Source organism: Mitsuokella jalaludinii (assembly GCF_928722185.1).
Classification (GTDB): Bacteria; Bacillota; Negativicutes; order Selenomonadales; family Selenomonadaceae; genus Mitsuokella; species Mitsuokella jalaludinii.
Window position 1 is genome coordinate 1,938,940 of the sequence record NZ_CAKMXA010000001.1, and the last position, 18,938, is coordinate 1,957,877.

The 18,938-nt window shown below is 58.9% G+C and carries 18 protein-coding genes and 6 tRNA genes; 16 read left to right on the top strand and 8 right to left on the bottom strand.

Annotated features, from left to right (window positions below; all coding sequences use genetic code 11):
* Positions 1 to 145: 145 nt before the first annotated feature.
* The gene (locus QDI87_RS09010; RefSeq protein ID WP_278743054.1) at positions 146 to 1,471 is read right to left on the bottom strand and encodes a threonine/serine ThrE exporter family protein; all 1,326 of its coding nucleotides are present in this window, start codon (positions 1,469 to 1,471) and stop codon (positions 146 to 148) included.
* 228 nt (positions 1,472 to 1,699) lie between these two features.
* Here QDI87_RS09010 and QDI87_RS09015 point away from each other — a divergent pair, with 228 nt between their 5' ends.
* Positions 1,700 to 3,553, top strand: a complete 1,854-nt coding sequence (locus QDI87_RS09015; RefSeq protein ID WP_423791166.1) for a M48 family metalloprotease — start codon at positions 1,700 to 1,702, stop codon at positions 3,551 to 3,553.
* 22 nt (positions 3,554 to 3,575) lie between these two features.
* Here QDI87_RS09015 and QDI87_RS09020 read toward each other — a convergent pair whose 3' ends face one another.
* Together QDI87_RS09020 and QDI87_RS09025 are read right to left on the bottom strand one after the other, a co-directional pair.
* The gene (locus QDI87_RS09020; RefSeq protein ID WP_278743058.1) at positions 3,576 to 3,809 is read right to left on the bottom strand and encodes a hypothetical protein; all 234 of its coding nucleotides are present in this window, start codon (positions 3,807 to 3,809) and stop codon (positions 3,576 to 3,578) included.
* A 79-nt stretch (positions 3,810 to 3,888) separates the two neighbouring features.
* The gene (locus QDI87_RS09025; protein ID WP_278743059.1) at positions 3,889 to 4,899 is read right to left on the bottom strand and encodes a YeiH family protein; all 1,011 of its coding nucleotides are present in this window, start codon (positions 4,897 to 4,899) and stop codon (positions 3,889 to 3,891) included.
* Between the two features lie 146 nt (positions 4,900 to 5,045).
* Between QDI87_RS09025 and QDI87_RS09030 the strand changes: the two genes are divergently transcribed.
* The 3 genes from QDI87_RS09030 to rbr all read left to right on the top strand — a co-directional run bounded on the left by QDI87_RS09030 (position 5,046) and on the right by rbr (position 7,252).
* A complete protein-coding gene (locus QDI87_RS09030) occupies positions 5,046 to 5,999 on the top strand; it encodes a LysR family transcriptional regulator (protein ID WP_036378321.1) in 954 nt (317 codons plus the stop codon).
* A gap of 22 nt (positions 6,000 to 6,021) precedes the next feature.
* Positions 6,022 to 6,606 (top strand): hypothetical protein, encoded by a 585-nt coding sequence (locus tag QDI87_RS09035; RefSeq protein ID WP_036378319.1) that lies wholly within the window; start codon positions 6,022 to 6,024, stop codon positions 6,604 to 6,606.
* Between the two features lie 97 nt (positions 6,607 to 6,703).
* On the top strand, positions 6,704 to 7,252 hold the full coding sequence (gene rbr, locus QDI87_RS09040; RefSeq protein WP_036378317.1) for a rubrerythrin: 549 nt from the start codon (positions 6,704 to 6,706) through the stop codon (positions 7,250 to 7,252).
* 80 nt (positions 7,253 to 7,332) lie between these two features.
* Here rbr and QDI87_RS09045 read toward each other — a convergent pair whose 3' ends face one another.
* Positions 7,333 to 7,800 (bottom strand): low molecular weight protein-tyrosine-phosphatase, encoded by a 468-nt coding sequence (locus tag QDI87_RS09045; protein ID WP_036378315.1) that lies wholly within the window; start codon positions 7,798 to 7,800, stop codon positions 7,333 to 7,335.
* Positions 7,801 to 8,021: 221 nt separating this feature from the next.
* Between QDI87_RS09045 and dcuC the strand changes: the two genes are divergently transcribed.
* The 9 genes from dcuC to QDI87_RS09090 all read left to right on the top strand — a co-directional run bounded on the left by dcuC (position 8,022) and on the right by QDI87_RS09090 (position 13,330).
* Complete coding sequence (dcuC, locus tag QDI87_RS09050; protein WP_036378314.1) at positions 8,022 to 9,293, top strand: C4-dicarboxylate transporter DcuC; 1,272 nt, start codon at positions 8,022 to 8,024, stop codon at positions 9,291 to 9,293.
* A 49-nt stretch (positions 9,294 to 9,342) separates the two neighbouring features.
* Positions 9,343 to 10,473, top strand: a complete 1,131-nt coding sequence (locus QDI87_RS09055) for a M20/M25/M40 family metallo-hydrolase (protein ID WP_036378351.1) — start codon at positions 9,343 to 9,345, stop codon at positions 10,471 to 10,473.
* 32 nt (positions 10,474 to 10,505) lie between these two features.
* Positions 10,506 to 11,171 carry a trimeric intracellular cation channel family protein gene (locus tag QDI87_RS09060; RefSeq protein WP_036378313.1) on the top strand — a complete coding sequence of 222 codons (666 nt, stop codon included), beginning with the start codon at positions 10,506 to 10,508 and terminating at the stop codon, positions 11,169 to 11,171.
* 150 nt (positions 11,172 to 11,321) lie between these two features.
* Positions 11,322 to 11,396 (top strand) — tRNA-Gly (locus QDI87_RS09065).
* A 3-nt stretch (positions 11,397 to 11,399) separates the two neighbouring features.
* Positions 11,400 to 11,474 (top strand) — tRNA-Gly (locus QDI87_RS09070).
* A gap of 37 nt (positions 11,475 to 11,511) precedes the next feature.
* Positions 11,512 to 11,588 (top strand) — tRNA-Ile (locus tag QDI87_RS09075).
* Positions 11,589 to 11,612: 24 nt separating this feature from the next.
* A tRNA-Arg gene (locus tag QDI87_RS09080) sits at positions 11,613 to 11,690 on the top strand.
* A 4-nt stretch (positions 11,691 to 11,694) separates the two neighbouring features.
* Positions 11,695 to 11,780: transfer RNA gene (locus QDI87_RS09085), tRNA-Tyr, on the top strand.
* 146 nt (positions 11,781 to 11,926) lie between these two features.
* Entirely contained in the window at positions 11,927 to 13,330 is a 1,404-nt protein-coding gene (locus QDI87_RS09090) for a glycoside hydrolase family 1 protein (RefSeq protein WP_036376167.1), read from the top strand.
* Between the two features lie 56 nt (positions 13,331 to 13,386).
* Here QDI87_RS09090 and QDI87_RS09095 read toward each other — a convergent pair whose 3' ends face one another.
* Both QDI87_RS09095 and QDI87_RS09100 read right to left on the bottom strand, forming a co-directional pair.
* Positions 13,387 to 13,782: a hypothetical protein gene (locus tag QDI87_RS09095; protein WP_036376170.1), complete on the bottom strand. Its 396-nt coding sequence runs from the start codon at positions 13,780 to 13,782 to the stop codon at positions 13,387 to 13,389.
* A gap of 75 nt (positions 13,783 to 13,857) precedes the next feature.
* Positions 13,858 to 13,935: transfer RNA gene (locus QDI87_RS09100), tRNA-Arg, on the bottom strand.
* Positions 13,936 to 14,169: 234 nt separating this feature from the next.
* Here QDI87_RS09100 and QDI87_RS09105 point away from each other — a divergent pair.
* From QDI87_RS09105 to nirJ2, 3 genes are read left to right on the top strand one after another with little or no spacing between them, the layout of a single operon-like run.
* Positions 14,170 to 14,781, top strand: coding sequence for a TetR/AcrR family transcriptional regulator (locus tag QDI87_RS09105; protein ID WP_036376368.1), 612 nt, complete (start codon positions 14,170 to 14,172; stop codon positions 14,779 to 14,781).
* Positions 14,782 to 14,826: 45 nt separating this feature from the next.
* Positions 14,827 to 16,017, top strand: a complete 1,191-nt coding sequence (nirJ1, locus tag QDI87_RS09110) for a putative heme d1 biosynthesis radical SAM protein NirJ1 (RefSeq protein WP_036376172.1) — start codon at positions 14,827 to 14,829, stop codon at positions 16,015 to 16,017.
* Positions 16,014 to 17,012, top strand: a complete 999-nt coding sequence (nirJ2, locus tag QDI87_RS09115) for a putative heme d1 biosynthesis radical SAM protein NirJ2 (protein ID WP_036376175.1) — start codon at positions 16,014 to 16,016, stop codon at positions 17,010 to 17,012. Before nirJ1 ends, nirJ2 begins: the two co-directional genes overlap by 4 nt.
* An 82-nt stretch (positions 17,013 to 17,094) precedes the next feature.
* Here the strand turns inward: nirJ2 and QDI87_RS09120 are convergent, their stop codons facing one another.
* Both QDI87_RS09120 and QDI87_RS09125 read right to left on the bottom strand, forming a co-directional pair.
* On the bottom strand, positions 17,095 to 17,334 hold the full coding sequence (locus tag QDI87_RS09120) for a DUF4405 domain-containing protein (protein ID WP_036376178.1): 240 nt from the start codon (positions 17,332 to 17,334) through the stop codon (positions 17,095 to 17,097).
* 104 nt (positions 17,335 to 17,438) lie between these two features.
* Complete coding sequence (locus QDI87_RS09125; protein ID WP_278521256.1) at positions 17,439 to 18,884, bottom strand: MFS transporter; 1,446 nt, start codon at positions 18,882 to 18,884, stop codon at positions 17,439 to 17,441.
* Positions 18,885 to 18,938: the final 54 nt, after the last annotated feature.

Below are 18,938 nucleotides of genomic sequence, written 5' to 3' on the forward strand. Positions count from 1 at the left end.
GATATCCTGTTGACTGCGCATGTCGTTGTGTTACATATCTTATGATATAGAAATATCTGAACTTTTTCAATAGAAAAATGCTATCCAAACGATTCTTTTTAGGAATAGTTGGATAGCATCGTGCGGGAATGGCTTCAGAGCCTCCTCAATCTTCTTGGATGTAGCGCTTGTCGAGCAGATCCTTGACCGTGCGCTGCTTGTTGCTCTCGATGTAGCGGTGGATGAAGATGTTCGGGATGGCGACGCCGATGGCGATGCCGATGATGATCGTGACGGCTTCGACACCATTGCGCATCATAGTGAGCAGGGCAGATGCGGTGATGTCCTGGATGTTGAGCAGGGCGAAGAGCACGCGGTAGAGCAGCACGCCAGGGATCATCGGGATGGCGGATGGGATGGTCAGGATGATGTTCGGCGCGTGGAACCAGTGGATGGCCTTGAGCGCGAGGACGCCGACGACAGCCGCGCCGAGGAAGGAACCAGCCGTCTGCGAAAAGCCGAGCTGCAGGACCATGATGTTGCGCAGCAGGACGGTGATGATGCCGCCGACGGCGACGACGGGCAGCAGCCGCCGCGGGATGTTGAAGATGATGGAGAAGCCCATCGCGGAGATTGCGGCGGCAATGGCCTGCGAGAAGTAGATGTTATCGGGCCGCAGGCTGACCGCCGTGAAGTCAGCGACATTGCCGAGGCGGATGGCGATGACGATGCCGAACGTCATCGCGCCGACAATCAGCAGGGTGTGGATGGCCCGCGTCATGCCCGAGACGATGAAGTTGTTGAGGAAGTCGTCGACGGCGTTGATGAGCGGGATGCCCGGGACGAGGAAGAGCGTGCAGGATATCAGCGGATACCAGTTCATGGACCCCGTCAGGAATTGCGTGGCCCAGGCGAACATCGTCGTCGCGAATGAGGTGATGGCGATGACGGCGTACGTGTTGAACGCATAGCTGGCAAAGAGCCTTCTGACGTAGAAGCCGAGGAAGGCGCAGATGGCCGTGAGCACGAAGTCGAGCCAGCTGCCGCCGAAGAGTTTGCAGAAGCCACCGCAGGCCGCGCCGGCGCCGAAGGCCGTGAGCCAGACCGGATAGTTGCGCGGCTTGTTCTTGATGTGCAAGAGATGGCGCTCGAATTCATGCAGCGAGTAATTCTTCTCGAGTGCACGCCAAGTCAGCTTGCTGATGGCCGTCAACGTCGTCATGTTGATGCCGTGTGTCGTGCACTTGCGGAATTCCGTGTAAGAGTGCTGCTCGTCGTTGACATTGAGCATCAGCGTCGTGTACATGACATGCTGGTGGATGCGGTCTTTCGGGATGCCCATGTAGGCCGCGGTGCGCATCATGTCGCGCACTGTGCGGTCGCTGTCCGCGCCGTTCTCCATCAACATCTGGCCCGTGTGCAGCAAGAGATGCATCTTCGTGCCGATTTCGGCGAAGGGCTCCTTGAGCACCTTTTCGTCTTTCGTCTCCATGATCCTGCCTCCTTTTTCTGCTGTTCTTCATGAAGCGAGACTATACTAGATAAAATTCCATTAAAATTATACAATGCAGGGCAGGGGCTTTCAAGGCATGGCTAATAATTGACTCAACAAAGTATTCCCATCAGGGGCTCTATCTGTTATAATCGGGGCAGTAGAAACGAGGAGGTGCTTTATTTGTATCCTTGGAAGAAGAAATTGCTGACGGTGCTCGTCTGCGGCATGCTGGGCTTCTCGGCAGTCTCTTTGCCGGCGGGGCGGGCGGAGGCCGTTGATGCCTGGGCCGTTGCCGCGCAGTCGCTCGGCATCTTTGCGGCCTACAAGTCTAGCCTTGCGAGTATCCTCGCGCTCGGCAATGATGTCAGCGCGCAGGTGCAGAGCGCGCGTCAGGACCTGCGTGAGAACGGGGAGGACGACAACCACCACGATGTCGAGGTTGTCAACCGGGTCATGAAGCAGCTCATCGACAAGGGCGACTACGTGCTCAAGGTCAACTCGCTGCCGTTCGTCTGGGGCGTCAACAACAGCAGCGACTTCAATGCCGCCTGCTTTCCGACAGACTACATCAGCATCAACAGGGCGCTCGTGCGCGGCCTCGAGTGCGATGAAGATGAGCTCGCCGCCGTCTTCGCCCACGAGATGACGCATGGCATCGAGCAGCACAGCGCCAAGAATTACGCTAAGGCCGTGGCGCAGTACTACGGCATGAGCTTCCTCAACATGGATGCCGGGCTCATGGACTGGAACAAGCTCAATGCGTTGGCCAATTACTCCATCGCCAAGAACGTCACGCTGCCGACGGAGTACGAGGCTGATGCAGGCGGCTTCTACATCATGACGAGCGCCGGCTTCAATCCGGGCGGCCCCGCTGCAGCCATGTACCGCATGGCCTATTACCTGACGTATGAGACGCGCAATGTGCTCGAATACCAGGACCTCGACGAAAAGGCGAAGGGGCAGGAGACGTTCTCCGATCACCCGGAGACGGAGCTGCGCGAGAAGCGCCTGGCGCAGATGATGACGGATTACGGCTGCGGCCATGTGACGGTCAAGGATCGCAAGACTGTCTATATTGACGGGCAGGAACTCCTGACGGCGGACTGGACGCGCGATGACTACGACAATACAGTCGAGAATGCCTACTATGTTGCGGGCGGCCTGGCCAGGGCCTTCCATGACTATGACTCGCTTGCAGGCTGGGACTTCCGCCCGGACGGCGAGGGCGGCGTTACCTTCCTGACGGATGACCGCGTCTACGGGCCGCTGCGCCACTTCGTGGCTGCGGGCAATCTTGGCGGCCGCCTGCAGCAGCTCGTGAAGGAGGCGTATGCCAAGGAAGCCGCTTCTGGTGCGCGGACAAAGATGAAGGCAGCGGAAGCGGCACGCCGTAAGGAACATTCTGAGGCGCTTCAGAGCGTCTGGGCGGCCGATGCAAAAGACGTCAAGAAGATGCGCGAGAACGGTGACGCCTACAGTGACTACGCTATGGGCAAGCAGGCGCTCTGGGAATTTTCGCGCGTGCTCTCGGCCAAGAATCTGGATGATGAAGCGGCGAGCTACGTCATGTGCGGCCGCGCGAAGGCCGTCGAGGGCGACTATGCGGGCGCTCTCGACTACGCTAACCGCGGTGTCGCGCAGGACAGCAAGAACGCCTACAACTTCCTCAATCGCGCCGACATCTACCGCATGGTCGGCAATCGAGAGGCGGCGCTCGCTGACTGCGCCGCGGCCAAGAAGGTCGATGCCGACAATCCCTACAGCTATCTCATGAGCGCGCAGATCGAGGATGAGATGGAGAGAAAAGAGGCAGCGCTGGCCGACTACAAGGAGTTTCATCGCCTGCGCCCCGCTGCCTTCCGCCGCATCCCGCCGGAATACCTCGAGAAGATCTCGGCGAAGGATTACAGGACCTACCAGAAGGAGAAGGCCGCAAAGGACAAGGCGCGCGAGGAAGCCTGGAAGAAGAAGCAGAAAGAGAAGCAGGCTGCCAAAGTGGATGCGAAAGACAGCGCTGGCAAGGCGGTGAAAGCGGAGCAGCCAGCAAGAAATCCGCGCAATAAAAAAGAGATGCCATGAGGCATCTCTTTTTTATTGCCGCTCAGCGGCAGTAGGTATAGCGCGCACCGCCGCAGCCGCGAGCCGGTGCGCAGCCGTACGAGTCATCCTGGCAGTAGGACCGGCCGTTCCGGCAATACGCTCCGTTGTTGCAGGAGGCATTGTTCTGCCAGCAGCTCTCGACCGGGCAGGTGTTGTCCTCGGACGAAGCCGCCAGGACAGGTACAGAGACAGCCACGACAAGAGCCGTGGTGATGGCCATGATGATTTTCTTCATGATGGTTCCTCCTTTCTTTACCTGCCTCTATGATAGCAAAACGGTGTGAATTTTGGCTCAGCACCAGATTAGTTTATTATTAGAAGAACATGTGAACGATGCTGATGGCGAGCCCCATGATGACGAAGGAGCAGAGGATGGCACCGAGCATCGGGCGGACGCCCTTCTCGAGGATGACGCCGAAGTTGACGTTGAGGCCGAGTGCGGCCATGGCCATACCGAGCAGCAAATAGGCGAGCTGGACGAGCGACGGAACGAAATCGCTGACGAACGGCAGGTAGGAGCCGACGGCGCTGGCCAGGATGAAGCCGCCCATGAACCACGGGATCGGCACCGTCATCTTGCCCTCGCTCGCGCCGTCCTGCTTGCGGAAGCGGCGCGCCTCGAGGATGCCGATGATGATGGCGACAGGCGCGAGCAGCAGGACGCGTGAGAGCTTGGCGATGATGGCGCTGTCCGTGCCGACGGCACCGGCCGCACCGCCGGCGGCGACGGCATGCGCGATCTCGTGCAGGCTCAGGCCGGCCATGACGCCGAACTGCGCGTCCGTGAAGACGAGGAATGGCTGCAGGCCGACCTCAATGAGCGTGAAGAGCGTGCCGAGAATGGCGACGATGGCGACGGCGAGGACCGACTGGTCAGTCTTGGCCTTGACGGCGCTCGAGACACCCATGACGGCCGCTGCGCCGCAAATGCTGCAGCCGCAGGCCGTCAAGATGGCGAGCGTGTGCTCGACTTTGAAGAAGCGGGCGACGAAATAGTTGAGCGGGATCATGACGGCGACGATGACGATGGCAGCCTCGAGGCTCTTGAGGCCGGCGCTCATGAGGATGACGAGGTTGAGCTTGAAGCCCAGGAGGATGATGCCCGCGCGCAGGAATTTATTGGCGATGAACGGCGTGCTCTGCTGAGCGGCGGTCGTCAGAGAGCGCGCGAACTGCAGACACATGCCGAGCACGAGGGCGAGCACGAGGTGGCCAATCAGCGAGAAGCCTGGCAGTTTGGCGAGAGCCTGGCCGGCAATCGAGCAGACGAGCGTCACGATGAGCCCGATGCTCGCGCGGCGCCAGTAGAGATGAATGGATTGCATAGTATAACTCCTTATCTTCGTGGTGGTTGCAGATTTCCGTGCAATGTGATTGCGACAATCCGAATTATAGGAGAAGGGATTGAATATGTAAAATGATGTATTATAATATATCGATAAGATAATCTTATCGATAAGGGGGGAATACAATGCTGGACTTTCGCGTTGCCACCTTTCTCTGCGTCTGCCAGACGATGAATTTCACGCGGGCGGCCCGCATCCTGAACATTACGCAGCCGGCTGTCTCGCAGCACATCCACTTCCTGGAGGAGGCCTACGGCATGGCGCTCTTCCGCTACGAGAACAAGAAGCTCTCGCTGACAGCGGCCGGCAAGATCCTGCGCAAGCGCTTCGTCGCGATGAAGAACGACGAGGAGGAACTGCTCGCAGAACTCCGGAACCAGGTGTCTGGCATCGAGGAGATCTCGCTCGGCGTGACGATGACGGTCGGCGAGTACGCCATCATGGAGCCGCTTGCGCGGATGCTGCGCGCCCATCCGCAGCGCAATGTCCGTCTCGTCTTCGGCAATACGAAACAGCTGCTGCAGATGCTTGCAGACGGCAGCATACAGCTCGCACTCGTCGAGGGCTACTACCCGCAGGATGAGTACGAGCACGTCCGTTATAGTACGGAAACATACATCGGCGTCTGCGCCGCGCATCACGCGTTCGCCATGCCGGAGCCCAGGCACTTCCACGACCTGCTGGCAGAGCGCCTGCTCATACGCGAGCCGGGCTCTGGCACGCGCAACATCCTCGAGCGCAACCTCGCGCTCTGCGGCATGAAGGTCAGCGACTTCGTGCATTATACGGAGGTCGGCAACATGCACACGATCATCGGCCTGCTGATGCGCGATGCCGGCATCTCCTTTCTCTACCGGATTGCCGTCGAGCAAGAGCTGCAGGCAGGCCTCTTGCGCGAGATCCCGCTCGCGGGTTTCTCCATGCAGCACGATTTCGACTTCATCTGGGAGAAGGGCAGCATCTACACAGATGTATACGCCGCTTTCTGCCGCGAGCTGCGAGAATTTGCCGGGGTGGCAGAGTTTTTTTCAGACAAGCAGGGAAGAGCGGGGGCTGGGTCGAATACTCCTATAGAGTAAAGTGATTCAGGGGTGATGTGGCATGATGAGTTTGTCAGACAAGAAAGAGATATGGCGCGGCATGCCTCAGGAAACGCCGGAACAGCAGCTTTGGGCAGACAATTACTACGATGCGGAGCTCATGCCCATGGCACAGGAGCGCTTCCGTGGCCATTATGCAGCGGAGAAGCGCGATTACTACGGCCTCTTCCTGCTCATGGGGCCGCTCTGGGAGCTCTCGACCTTCACGGTCGCGCTGTTCGAGCCGCAGAACGTGCATATTTTCTGCCGGAAGGAGCAGGCACTGCAGGTCAAGCTCCTGCAGCAGAACCTCGGCCTCGATGACGGCAGCCTATGCTGCACCTACATCCAGGGCGAGGACATCCCGTCGCTCTACCGTGTCATGAAGAAGCAGCACGATATCTGGGATTCGGTCGGGCGCACGGCCATCGATATCACGGGCGGCTCGTCGCTCGCCGCGCCGGCCGCGGCTATGGCAGCAGCCTGCCTCGACATCGATGTCTACCGCATCGAGAGCCAGTATTTGAAGGAATTCCACCATCACGATCCGGGTACGGAGCGTCTCTGCCGCATCCCGGCCGTCAGCGATGTCATCAGCCTTGACTGAGTATCAAGAAAATCTCAAAGTGGCTGGATTTATCAAATCGATTATGTTATAATGAATTAAAATAAAAAATAACAATTATTGATTAGGAGGAAACGAAATGGCAGAGAAGAAAAATCCGTATGCAGGCACGCAGACTGAGAAAAATCTTTTAGCAGCACTGGCAGGTGAGAGTGAAGCGACGAATAAATACACGTACTTCGCTTCTCGCGCCAAGAAAGACGGCTATGAGCAGATTGCCGCTCTGTTCCTCAAGACGGCGAGCAACGAGCGCGAGCACGCAAAGCTCTGGTTCAAGGAGCTCTTCGGCATCGGCACGACGGCAGAGAACCTGCTGAGCGCCGCTGAAGGCGAGAACTACGAGTGGACGGACATGTACAAGGGCTTTGCTGAGACGGCCGAGAAAGAGGGCTTCAAGGCACTGGCAGCGAAGTTCCGCCTCGTCGCAGAGATCGAGAAACATCATGAGGAGCGCTATCGCGCCCTCTTGAAGAATGTCGAGACGGCTCAGGTCTTCGAGAAGAGCGAAGTCAAGGTCTGGGAGTGCCGCAACTGCGGTCACATCGTCATCGGCACGAAAGCGCCGGAGATCTGCCCGACCTGCGCTCATCCACAGAGCTTCTTCGAGATTCACGCCGAGAATTATTGATGCACAGCTGGCCAGCGGGCCAATCGCATCTTGCAAAAAGCCTTCCCGAGAGGGGTTCCTCTCGGGAAGGCCTTTTTGTCTTATCGCGCTGGTTTCGTAAGGGAAGACAGCAGGGCCCGACATCCCTTGAGGACGTCGTCGTATGTCGCGTCGAAATTGCCGGTGTACCAGGGGTCGGCGACTTCGCGGTGCTCGCCGGCGAAGTCGAGCAGCAGGGCCGTCTTGTGCGCAGGGTCGCCGTGCGTCAGGCGCTGGAGGTCGCGCATGTTCTCGCCGTCCATGGCGATGATCCAGTCGTACTTCGCGTAGTCTGCGCTCGTGATCTGGCGCGCATGGCGCGGCGTGAAGGGAACGCCCATCTCGCGGAGTTTCTGCTTCGTGCCCCAATGGGTATCGGAGCCAATCTCATCGCGCCGGCAGGCCGCAGAGTCGATCGTGAAAACATCCGCAAGCCCCGCTTTCTGCACGAGGTCCTTCATGACGAATTCCGCCATCGTCGAGCGGCAGATGTTGCCGTGGCAGACAAAGAGTAATTTCTGTTTCTTCATGGCATGATCCTTTCGTTTGCTTGTCTGATTCATTATAGCATGTGATTTTCCGTGGGGAAATGGCAAAGATGATACACGATTACAGGATGCATCCTTTTCTGGTACACTCATGATGGACAATAAAATTATTTATAGTTATTGAAAGATAAATAGAAAATATATAGAATATATACATAGCAAAGAACTGAAAAGTCAAATAAATTTGAACGGAGGTTTTCACTATGTTATTTGCTGGAGGTCTTATTGTCATCTTGACGTTCGTGCTGATCGTCAAGAAGTACGAAGCGAGACTCGTGCTGTTCCTGGCCGGTCTCTTGATGTGCCTGATTGGGGGATTGCCGGGGGATGTCATGAAGGCGTTCACGAAGGCGATGGTCAACAATTCGCTTGTGCCGACGATCTGCACCGTCATGGGCTTCTCGTACGTCATGCGCCTGACGACGTGTGACCAGCACCTCGTACAGTCCATCTCGGGCGTCCTGAAGCGCGGCCGGGCTCTGCTCGTGCCGATTTCGTTCTTCCTGACCTGGTGGATCAGCCTGGCCATCCCGTCGGCGTCGGGCTGCTCGGCTGCTGTCGGCAGTATCCTCATCCCGACACTCATCGCAGCTGGTGTCCATCCGGCGATGGCAGCGGCGACGGTGCTCGCGGGCACTTGGGGCAGCGCCATCAGCCCGGGCAATGCTCACAACCCGTTTGTAGCCGACCTTGCGGGTACGGACATGATGACGGTCATCATCAATGAGACGCCGGCGTCTGTCATTGCCTCGATTGCCTGCGTCGCTGTCATGACGGTCTATGCTGTCCTTCGCCGGGAAGGCGCGACGGAAGAACGCCGCCTTGCGTATCTTGAGGCACTCGGGGAGGAAGGGGCGAAGGAAGAGGCGTTCCACGTGCGCCCGCTGCTTGCCATCGTGCCGCTTGTGCCGCTCTTCCTCTTGATCCTCGGCTCGAAGCAGGTCGGCCTGCTGCCGGAGATCAGCGTGCCGCTCTCGATGCTCATCGGCGTCGCGCTCGGCTTCCTCGTCACATTGAAGGATGCGCAGGCAATCTGCCGCAAGTTCTTTGAGGGCATGGGGAATGCCTATGCGGATGTCATCGGCCTCATCGTCTGCGCCAGCGTCTTCACGACGGGCATGACGGCCATCGGTCTGACGGGCGCACTGACGGATCTCATGGAGGGCTCGCAGGCGGCCGCCGCGGCTGCTGGCACGTTCGGCCCGTTCTTCATCGCCGTCATCTCAGGCTCCGGCGATGCGGCGGCCTTTGCCTTCAACGGAGCAATCACGCCGTTTGCGGAGCAGTTCGGCCTCTCCATCATGGACCTCGGCTCGCTCGCGCAGATCGCTGGTGCGATGGGCCGCTCGATGTCGCCGATTGCCGGTGCCGCTATCATCTGTGCTGGCCTCGCCAAGGTCAACCCGATCGAGGTGTCGAAGCGCAATGCCCTGCCATGCCTGGCCTCTGCCATTGTGCTGATGCTTCTGTTATAATGGACGTGTAGGTTTTATAAAGGAGATTTTTTCGATGGGATATGAAGATATGATTGATAAAAAGCGCGTGCTCGCGGAGTTTTTGGAGCTCATTGCCATTCCGTGTTCGACGCATGACGAGCGGCAGATTGGTGACCTGTTGACGAAGCGCCTGCAGGAGCTCGGCGGCACGGTGCGCGAGGACAAGGCCGGTGAGGTAATCGGCGGCAACTGTGGCAATCTCGTCGCGGACTTCCCGGCTACAGATGGGCTTGAAGCCTTGCCGACGGTCATGCTGACGGCGCATATGGACTGCGTGGAGCCCTGTGCGGGCATCCACCCGGTCATCGAGGATGGCATTATCCGCTCGGATGGCACGACGATCCTCGGCGCAGATGACAAGGCGGGCGTCACGGCCATCCTGGAGGCGCTGCGCCAGCTGCGCGAGCACGCGATTCCGCACGGCCCGCTGCAGGTCGTATTCACAGTGGCCGAGGAGAACGGCGTGCATGGCTCGCAGCATCTCGACAGCAGCTTGCTGCACGCGGACATGGGTTTCACGCTCGACACGCACGGTCATCCGGGCGTCATGAGTTACAAGGCGCCGGGCAAGAACCAGATCCACATCCATATCGCGGGCAAGGCCGCTCATGCCGGTGTCGAACCGGAGAACGGCATCAACGCGATACAGGCGGCCGGCGTACTGCTCGCCGATGCACCGCAGGGCCGCATCGACGTGGAGACGACGTGCAACATCGGCCGCATCGCGGGCGGCAGTGCGACGAATGTCGTAGCCGACTCTTGCGATATCTACTACGAGTCGCGCAGCCGCGACAAGGAAAAGCTCGAGCGCATCACGCAGCGCATCATCGACCACTTCAGGCTCGGTGAGGAGAGCACGGGCTGCAAGATCACGGCAGAGGTCAGCCCCGACTATGGCCCCTATGAGATTGCGAAGGATGCGCCTGCCATCAAGGCGGCGGCGCGCGCGGCAGAGAAGCTCGGCTTCCCCGTCGAGCTCGAGGAGTCGGGCGGCGGCTCGGATGCCAATCACTTCAACACGTACGGTGTGCCGACTGTCGTGCTGGGCGTCGGCATGACGAACTGCCACACGAAGGATGAGTACATCGAGGAAGAAGACCTCTATCGCGCGGCGGCCTGGGCACTTGCCATCGTCATGGAGGCCGCTGAGATGCGCTGAGAGGGCTTTGATGCGCAGAGAAAGGGAAACGTATGACTTGGATGTTGTTTGACTGGGCTGGGACGCTGGCCTTTGCTGTGTCCGGCGCGATGGTCGGACTGTCGCGCCGCATGGACATCTTCGGCGTCACGGTGCTGGCCCTGCTGACGGCTGTCGGCGGCGGCATGGTCCGCGACGTCCTGGCCGGTATCACGCCGCCTGTGGCTCTGACGGAACCGACTGACCTGCTGCTGTCAGTGGTGATGGCCGTCCTCGTCTCGGGCGGCTATGCGGCGCTCTCGATTGACCGCAAGCAGCGCCACACGATGACGCTGCTCTACGAGCTGTCGGACACCATCGGCCTTGCGTCGTTCACCGTCACGGGAACGCTGCGCGGACTGACGCTCGGCACGGGCGATCCCTATGTTTTCCCGATGATGCTCGGCGTCATCACGGCTGTCGGCGGCGGCATGCTGCGCGATCTCATGGCGCAGCGCGTGCCCGTCGTCCTGCGCATGGACGTCTACGCCGTGGCCTCTTTGGCCGGAGCCTGGCTCATGTGCTGGAGCTGGCCGCGCTGGGGAGCGGATACGGCATCCTGGCTCTGCTTCTTCTTTGTGCTGCTGTTGCGCGGCTTTGCGATCCATTACGGATGGCAGCTCTACCATCCAAGGCCGAGCAGCCGCATCTTCCGCCGCAGGAAACCGCCGAAAGCATGACTTCCTGGATATCGCCTCAAGCTGAGGCGATATTTTTTTATCTTTTTTCAAAAAAGGTGTTGACAAATAGGGCAGGACTGAGTAAAATAGTTTTTGTCAGTCAGCGAGACACAAGTTCTCCTGAGGCTGAATGAAAACAAAAGATGAGATGCGGAAATAGCTCAGTGGTAGAGCACCACCTTGCCAAGGTGGGGGTCGCGAGTTCGAGCCTCGTTTTCCGCTCCATTTGCGGAAATAGCTCAGTGGTAGAGCACCACCTTGCCAAGGTGGGGGTCGCGAGTTCGAGCCTCGTTTTCCGCTCCATTTGCCTGATTCCGCTCTGCGGATTACATATATCAATGGGCCTATAGCTCAGTTGGTTAGAGCAACCGGCTCATAACCGGTCGGTCCTTGGTTCGAGTCCAAGTGGGCCCACCAAAACAATCTTATAACCAATCACATGACTCAGTAGCTCAGCTGGATTAGAGTATTTGACTACGAATCAAAGGGTCGGGGGTTCGAGTCCCTCCTGGGTCACCATTGTGGGTAGGTGCCCGAGTGGTTAAAGGGAACAGACTGTAAATCTGTCATCTTCGGATTACGATGGTTCGAATCCATCCCTGCCCACCACCTTGAATGCATAGCGTCGCGCAAGCGGCGCTTTTTTCATGTCCATCTTGCTCCTGACTGAGAAAAATGATACGATAAAATGATACGATAACGAAGCAGAAGATGTACATCAGAGGAAAATCTGCTGATTCGAGGAGGTTAGAACGATGATATTTCCAGATGATTTTCTCTGGGGCGGTGCTGTGGCTGCCAACCAGTGTGAAGGTGCTTATCATGAGGACGGCAAGGGGCTCGACATCCAGGATGTCATGCCGAAAGGCATCCTGTCGGGGCCGACGGCGGAGCCGACACCTGACAATCTCAAGCTCAAGGCCATCGACTTCTACCATCGCTATCCGGAGGACATCAAGCTCTTTGCAGAGATGGGCTTCAAGGTCTTCCGCACGTCAATTGCCTGGAGCCGCATCTATCCGAATGGCGACGATGCGGAGCCGAACGAGGAGGGGCTGGCATTCTACGACCGCCTCTTCGATGAATGCCGCAAGTACGGCATCGAACCCTTGGTGACGATCTCGCACTACGAGACGCCGCTGCACCTCGCGAAGGCGTACAATGGCTGGGCGAATCACGCGCTCATCGGCTTTTACGAGCGCTATGTGCGCACGCTCTTTGCGCGCTACCGGGGCAAGGTCAAGTACTGGCTGACGTTCAACGAGATCAACTCCGTCCTGCACCAGCCGCTGCTCTCAGGCGGCATCATGACGCCGCGCGAGAAACTCAGCCTCACAGACCTCTACCAGGCGTGCCATCACGAATTCGTGGCCTCGGCGCTCGCGACGAAGCTCGCACATGAGATCATGCCGGAGGCAAAAGTCGGCTGCATGATCCTGGCGATGCCCATCTACCCGCTGACACCCGCCCCTGACGACATGATCGCGGTGATGCAGGCAAACCACTTCAATGATTTCTTTGGCGATATGCATGTGCGCGGGCGCTATCCGGGCTACATGAAGCGCTACTTCCGGGAAAACGGCATTGAAATCCGGATGACGCCGGAGGAGGAGCAGCTGCTGCGCGAGAATACGGTCGACTTTGTATCCTTCAGCTATTATGTCAGCATCTGCGAAGGTCATGGCGGAGAGAACGGCGGCGGCAATATCCTGGGCGGCAAGAAGAATCCGTATCTCAAAGCCAGCGAATGGGGCTGGCAGATCGATCCGCAGGGGCTTCGGTACACGCTCAACCGCTTCTACGACCGCTGGCAGAAGCCGCTCTTCATCGTCGAGAACGGCCTCGGCGCCCGCGATGTGCTCGTCGATGACGGCAAGGGCGGCAGGACGGTCGAGGACGATTACCGCATCGCTTACCTCAACGACCACCTCGTGCAGGTTGGCGAGGCCATCGCAGACGGCGTGCCCGTCATGGGCTACACGACCTGGGGCTGCATTGACCTCGTCTCGGCCTCGACGGCACAGATGAGCAAGCGCTACGGCTTCATCTATGTCGACCGCAACGACGATGGCACGGGCACGCTCGCGCGCTACCCCAAGAAGTCGTTCTACTGGTACAGGGATGTCATCGCTTCAAATGGTGCGGCGCTCAAGGCGTGACCGTGAGACAAAAAATCCGCTCGGTGAAGAGCGGATTTTTTGTCTCTATGGATGCATCACGATTCGAGCGGGCAGGAGTGCGTCTGGGCTTTTGGGCCGCGCTCAGCCGTGTGCTTGCCCTCGAAGAGCGCCTGACTCACGCGGCGCATGAGCTCTTCCTCCTCGGCGGCGGCGCTGAAGACAAGCTGCTTCTCTTCTGGCTGTACTTCGCCCTCGAGTGCCGTGATGGCGAGCTGCAGGCGGTGGTCCTTGTCCTTGCGGAAGGAATAGTTCTGGCGCGTGGCGAGCCACTCCGTGATCATCTCGATGTTCTGGAACGAAGCGTTCTTGTTGTAGTCTTTGTAGACCTCTGCGGCAATCGAGGCTGCGCGCTTCTTGTCCTCGGAGGCACCGATGATGGAGAAGGCTTTCTGCTGGCCTTCCGTGACGAGTTTCGTGACGATGTAGAGCATGAGATCATCCTTTCAATGTACGTTGACTCTGGTACGAAAAAAGCACTTGCCGAGGCAAGTGCTTCTGATTTCAAATGGTGACCCAGGAGGGACTCGAACCCCCGACCCTTTGATTCGTAGTCAAATACTCTAATCCAGCTGAGCTACTGAGTCATGTTCTTGTTGGTGTTTATCGCTGTCAACGGATATTATAATATCACCCCTTGGCGCATGTGTCAACACTTTTTTTGAAAAAAGTGTATAGAGCCGGAAAATCCCGGTTTGAGGGCCGCCACAATAAAAAGATGAATTATATTCATTTTTCTCTTTATAAAGGGAGCATTTTCCTTTATAATAGAAAGAGTCAATGATAAAGGGAATGAATTCTTATGGACTGGAGCGATGGACATGGAAGAGAAAATGGGCCGCCGGGAGCGGAAGAAGCTGCTGTCGCGCAAGGCAATTCTGGATGCCGCCGTCCGCGAGTTCTCGCGCAAGGGCTTCAAGGAAACTTCTGTGGCCGACATCATGAATGCCGCAGACCTCGGCATCGGCACGTTCTACAACTACTTTGAGTCGAAGGAAGAGATCCTCATGTGCCTGCTGGGCCGTCTCGTGCACGAAGTCGATGAGGCGCTCAAGGACATGCGCGCGGCCAAGCGGCCGTCGTACGAACTCCTCGATGCAGGCTGCCGCATCACGGCGCGCTTCCTCGACGAGAACCGCTTCCTGCTGCCGCTCTTTCTCGCGGCCGCCGAGCATTCGGCCAAGCCGCAGACTGAAGCGCACGACAAGATGCCCAAGGGCATGGTGACGCCTGGCTTCAAGCCGATCTTCGAGGACATCCTGCGCGAGGGGCAGCTTGCGGGGGAGATCCGCGACGATGTCCCGGCTGATCTCATCGCTGAGATGTTCCATTCCGTCTATCAGGCTGCGGCCTTCAGCAAGCTCCCCGTTGGTTTTCAAGAGAATGTGGCACTCAAGACGCGCCTGTTGCTCGCTGGGATACGCAAGGCGTGACTGAGCCGCAATGAGATGATGTTATCTATGTTTTAGGAGAGGCTTATGATCAGTGTAACGAAACTCTTATTCGCACGGGAATACTTTGGCGACCGCCTGCGCTATACGAAGAACGCGCACACGATGCGCAATGGCGCGGCAGAGGGCGTTGGCCCTGTCGTCGTCTGGAACTCGACGAAGACATGCAACCTCAAGTGCATGCACTGCTACATGCAGTCGGATGCCAAGAAATACAAGGACGAGCTGACGACGGAAGAGGCGAAGAAGTTCATCGACGACCTCGCGGACTTCCATGTGCCCGTGCTGCTGTTCTCGGGCGGCGAACCTTTGATCCGTCCGGACTTCTTCGAGCTAGCGGCTTACGCGCAGGCAAAGGGCGTGCGTCCGACGCTCTCGACGAATGGCACGCTGATCACGCGCGAGGTCGCGCAGCGCATCAAGGACATCGGCGTCGGCTACGTCGGCATCTCGCTCGACGGCCTCAAGGATGTCAACGACAAGTTCCGCGGCGTCGACGGCGCCTATGAGAAGGCCATGCAGGGCATCAAGAACTGCGTGGCTGTCGGCCAGCGTGTCGGCCTGCGCTTCACGATCAACCACCACAACATCCAGGAGCTCGACCGCATCTTCGACTTCATCGAAGCGGAGAACATCAACCGCGTCTGCTTCTACCACCTCGTCTACTCGGGGCGCGGTGAGCAGATGATGGACCAGGATGTCACGCCGGAGGAATCACGCCGCGCGATGGACACGATCATCCGCCGCACGAAGGACTTCGAGGAGCGCGGGCTCAAGAAGGAGATCCTGACGGTCGACAACCACTGCGACGGCCCTTACATGTACATCAAGGCGCTCGAGGCGGGCGACCTCGAGACGGCGGCCCAGATCAAGAAGTACATCTCGATGAACGGCGGCAACCGCTCGGGCATCGCCTTTGGCGAGGTCGATCCCTTGGGCTACGTTCACCCGGACCAGTTCACGCAGCATCACACGTTCGGCAATGTGCGTGAGCGCAAGTTCGGCGATATCTGGCAGGATACGACGAACCCCATCATGGCGGGACTCAAAGACCGCAAGCCGCTCCTCAAAGGGCGCTGCGCGAAGTGCAAGTGGCTTGAGAACTGCAACGGCAACTTCCGCACGCGCGCGGAGGCACGCACGGGTGACTTCTGGGAGTCGGACCCGAGCTGCTATCTGACGGATGAAGAGATTGGACTGACGGAGGAGACGAAATGAAGATCATCTCGTGGAATACGACGAATGCCTGCAACATGTACTGCGCCCACTGCTACCGCGACGCCGGCTGCAAGGCGGAAGAAGAACTGAGTACGGAGGAGGGCAAGAAGCTCCTCTCGGAGATTGCCAAGGCCGGGTTCAAGATCATGATCTTCTCGGGCGGCGAGCCTTTGATGCGCCCCGATATCCTCGAGCTCGTCAAGTACGCCTCGGACCTGCACATGATCCCGGTCTTCGGCACGAACGGCACGCTGATCACGCTCGACATGGCGAAGAAGCTCAAGGAAGCCGGTGCCCGTGCGATGGGCATCTCGCTCGATTCGCTCGACCCGAAGAAGCACGACACGTTCCGCAGCTTCCCGGGCGGCTGGGAAGGCGCCGTGCAGGGCATGAAGAACTGTGCCGCTGTCGGCCTGCCGTTCCAGATCCACACGACGGTCATGGACTGGAATCAGGGCGAGCTCGAGGCCATGACGGACTTTGCCGTCGAGATCGGCGCGAAGGCCCATCACTTCTTCTTCCTCGTGCCGACGGGCCGTGCGAAGACCATCGAAGAGGAGTCGCTGCGCGCTGAGCAGTATGAGGATGTGCTCACGCGCATCATGAAGAAGCAGCAGGAAGTCGACATTGAGCTCAAGCCGACGTGCGCACCGCAGTTCCTGCGCATCGCCGACCAGCTCGGCTACAAGACGCGCTTCCACCGCGGCTGCCTCGCCGGTCTCTCGTACTGCATCATCAGCCCGCGCGGCAAGGTCCAGCCGTGCGCTTACCTCAACATGGAGCTCGGCGACGTGCGCGAGACGCCGTTTGACGAGATCTGGGCCAAGAACGAAGTCCTGCAGAAGCTCCGCACGCTCGACTACAGCGGCGGCTGCGGCGCCTGCCAGTACAAGGGCGCCTGCGGCGGCTGCCGCGCGCGCGCAGCCTACTACCACGGCGGCGACTACATGAGCGAAGAGCCGTGGTGCCTCTACCACGGCCGCCGCGGCGAATGACGCGAGACGCTATCTACATAAGAAGACATCAAAAAAGACGCAATCCCATCGGGGATGCGTCTTTTTTGATGCATGTCGGGGTTCAATGACCGATCTGCTTCTTGGCCACGGCCTTGATCCACTTCCAGTGCCAGACGAGGTGGAAAATCAGGCCGACCATCATGATGTAGCCGCTGTAAGTGTGGACGTCTGTGATGATGCCCTTGAGGGTGCGGCCGCCGCCGAAGCCGCCGAAGAGATGGAAGTCGAGCACGATGCCCGTGATGATGCAGACGAGGCCGCTGACAAACAGCAGCAGGTCCATGTAAAAGTTCTTCTTCATGAGAATCCCTTCTTTCTGATTCGCTGTATTCATGTGCTCAGTTTACGGGAGAGGGCTGAAAACTGCATGGAGATTCTATGAAAATGAAATTATATTTTCTCATCTTAACACTCGTGGCTTGAGTGGTGCGGTGCAGGGGTGCGGCGCAGTGCAATGCTCATGCAGAGCGCCTGCAGCAGGCCGACGAAGAGCAGCAGCAGGAGGGCGCGGCTCGTGCCGAGGCTGGTCGCTGGGGCGAGGCTTTGCGTGCTCTGCTGGCAGGCCGCGACGATGGCGGCTGGGATGGAGGTACCGACAGCGCCGGCGAGCTGCTGTACGGTGTTGCAGAAGGCGTTGCCGTCTGCGCGGATTGCTTTGGGCAGTGCGCTGAGGCCGTACGTCAGGATGTTGCCGACGGAGAGGCCCTGTCCCATGGCGAAGAGGACGTAGATGGCAGTGAGCCCGAGCGTGCCGACTTCAGGGATGGCAAATTGGAAGAGGAGGAGGCTCAGCAGCAGCAGCGCACTGCCGGTAAGCAGGGGCTTCCTGGCGCCGAGGCTGTCGTAGATGCGGCCGCTGACGGGTGCGAACATGGCGCCGACGATGCAGCCCGGAAGCAGGATGCAGCCGGCTGTGAAGGCTGTCTCGCCCTGCACGATCTGGGAGAAGTTCGGCAGGAGAAAGCCGATGCCGAGGCAGACGAACTGGAAGCAGAGCAGTCCCATCGCCGAGAGCGTGAAGGCCCTGTGGCGCAGGATGGTGATGTTGAGCAGTGGATGCGCGCCGCGCTGGAGCAGGCGCTTCTCCTGACGGACGAAAAGCAGCAGCGAAAAGACGGTCAGGAGCAACAGGAGGGCGAGCAGCAGCGGCTCTGAAAGCAGGTCGTGGAGATAGCTCGTGAGCAGCAGGAAGGCGGTAAAGGCAGCTCCGAGCAGGATGAGCCCACGGGAATCGAAGGGGCGCGGGCCGTAGTCGGAGGACTGGCGGATGGCGTACGTGCCGGCTGCGAGCGAGAAGAGCAGCACGGGCAGCAGGGCGATGAAGATCATGCGCCAGCCGAAGGTGCTGACGATGTAGCCGCCGACGGAGGGACCGACGGCCGGCGCGAGTGCACAGACGAGCATGGCGGCGCCCATCATCAGGCCCATCTTGTCGAGCGGCGCCTGCTCCATGACGATGAGGAACATCAGCGGCAGAGCGATGCCCGTGCCGGCGCCCTGCAAAAGGCGGCCGAACAGCAGTTGGGCAAAACTCGCGGAGGTCGCATCGAGCAAGGTGCCTGTCAGGAAGAGCAGGTTGGCTGCGAGGAAGAGCCGCTTCATGGCGAAGCGCTGCTTGAGGTAACTGGATGTCGGGATGACGATGGCGAGGATCAGCAGGTAGCCTGTCGTGATCCACTGGACGGTGGAAGTGGAGATGGCAAATTCCTGCATGAGCGTCGGGAAGGTGATGTTCATGGCCGTCTCGATGACGACGCCTGTGAAGGAGAGAAGGCCGGCGGCGATGATGGAGAGGAAAAAGCGCAGGTCTGCCCGTCGCTGGAATCCGGATATCGATTTGGAGGTTGGCATAAGTACATCCTTTCTGAATAACTCTGATGAATCGATGGGGGTATTTCTCCGCTT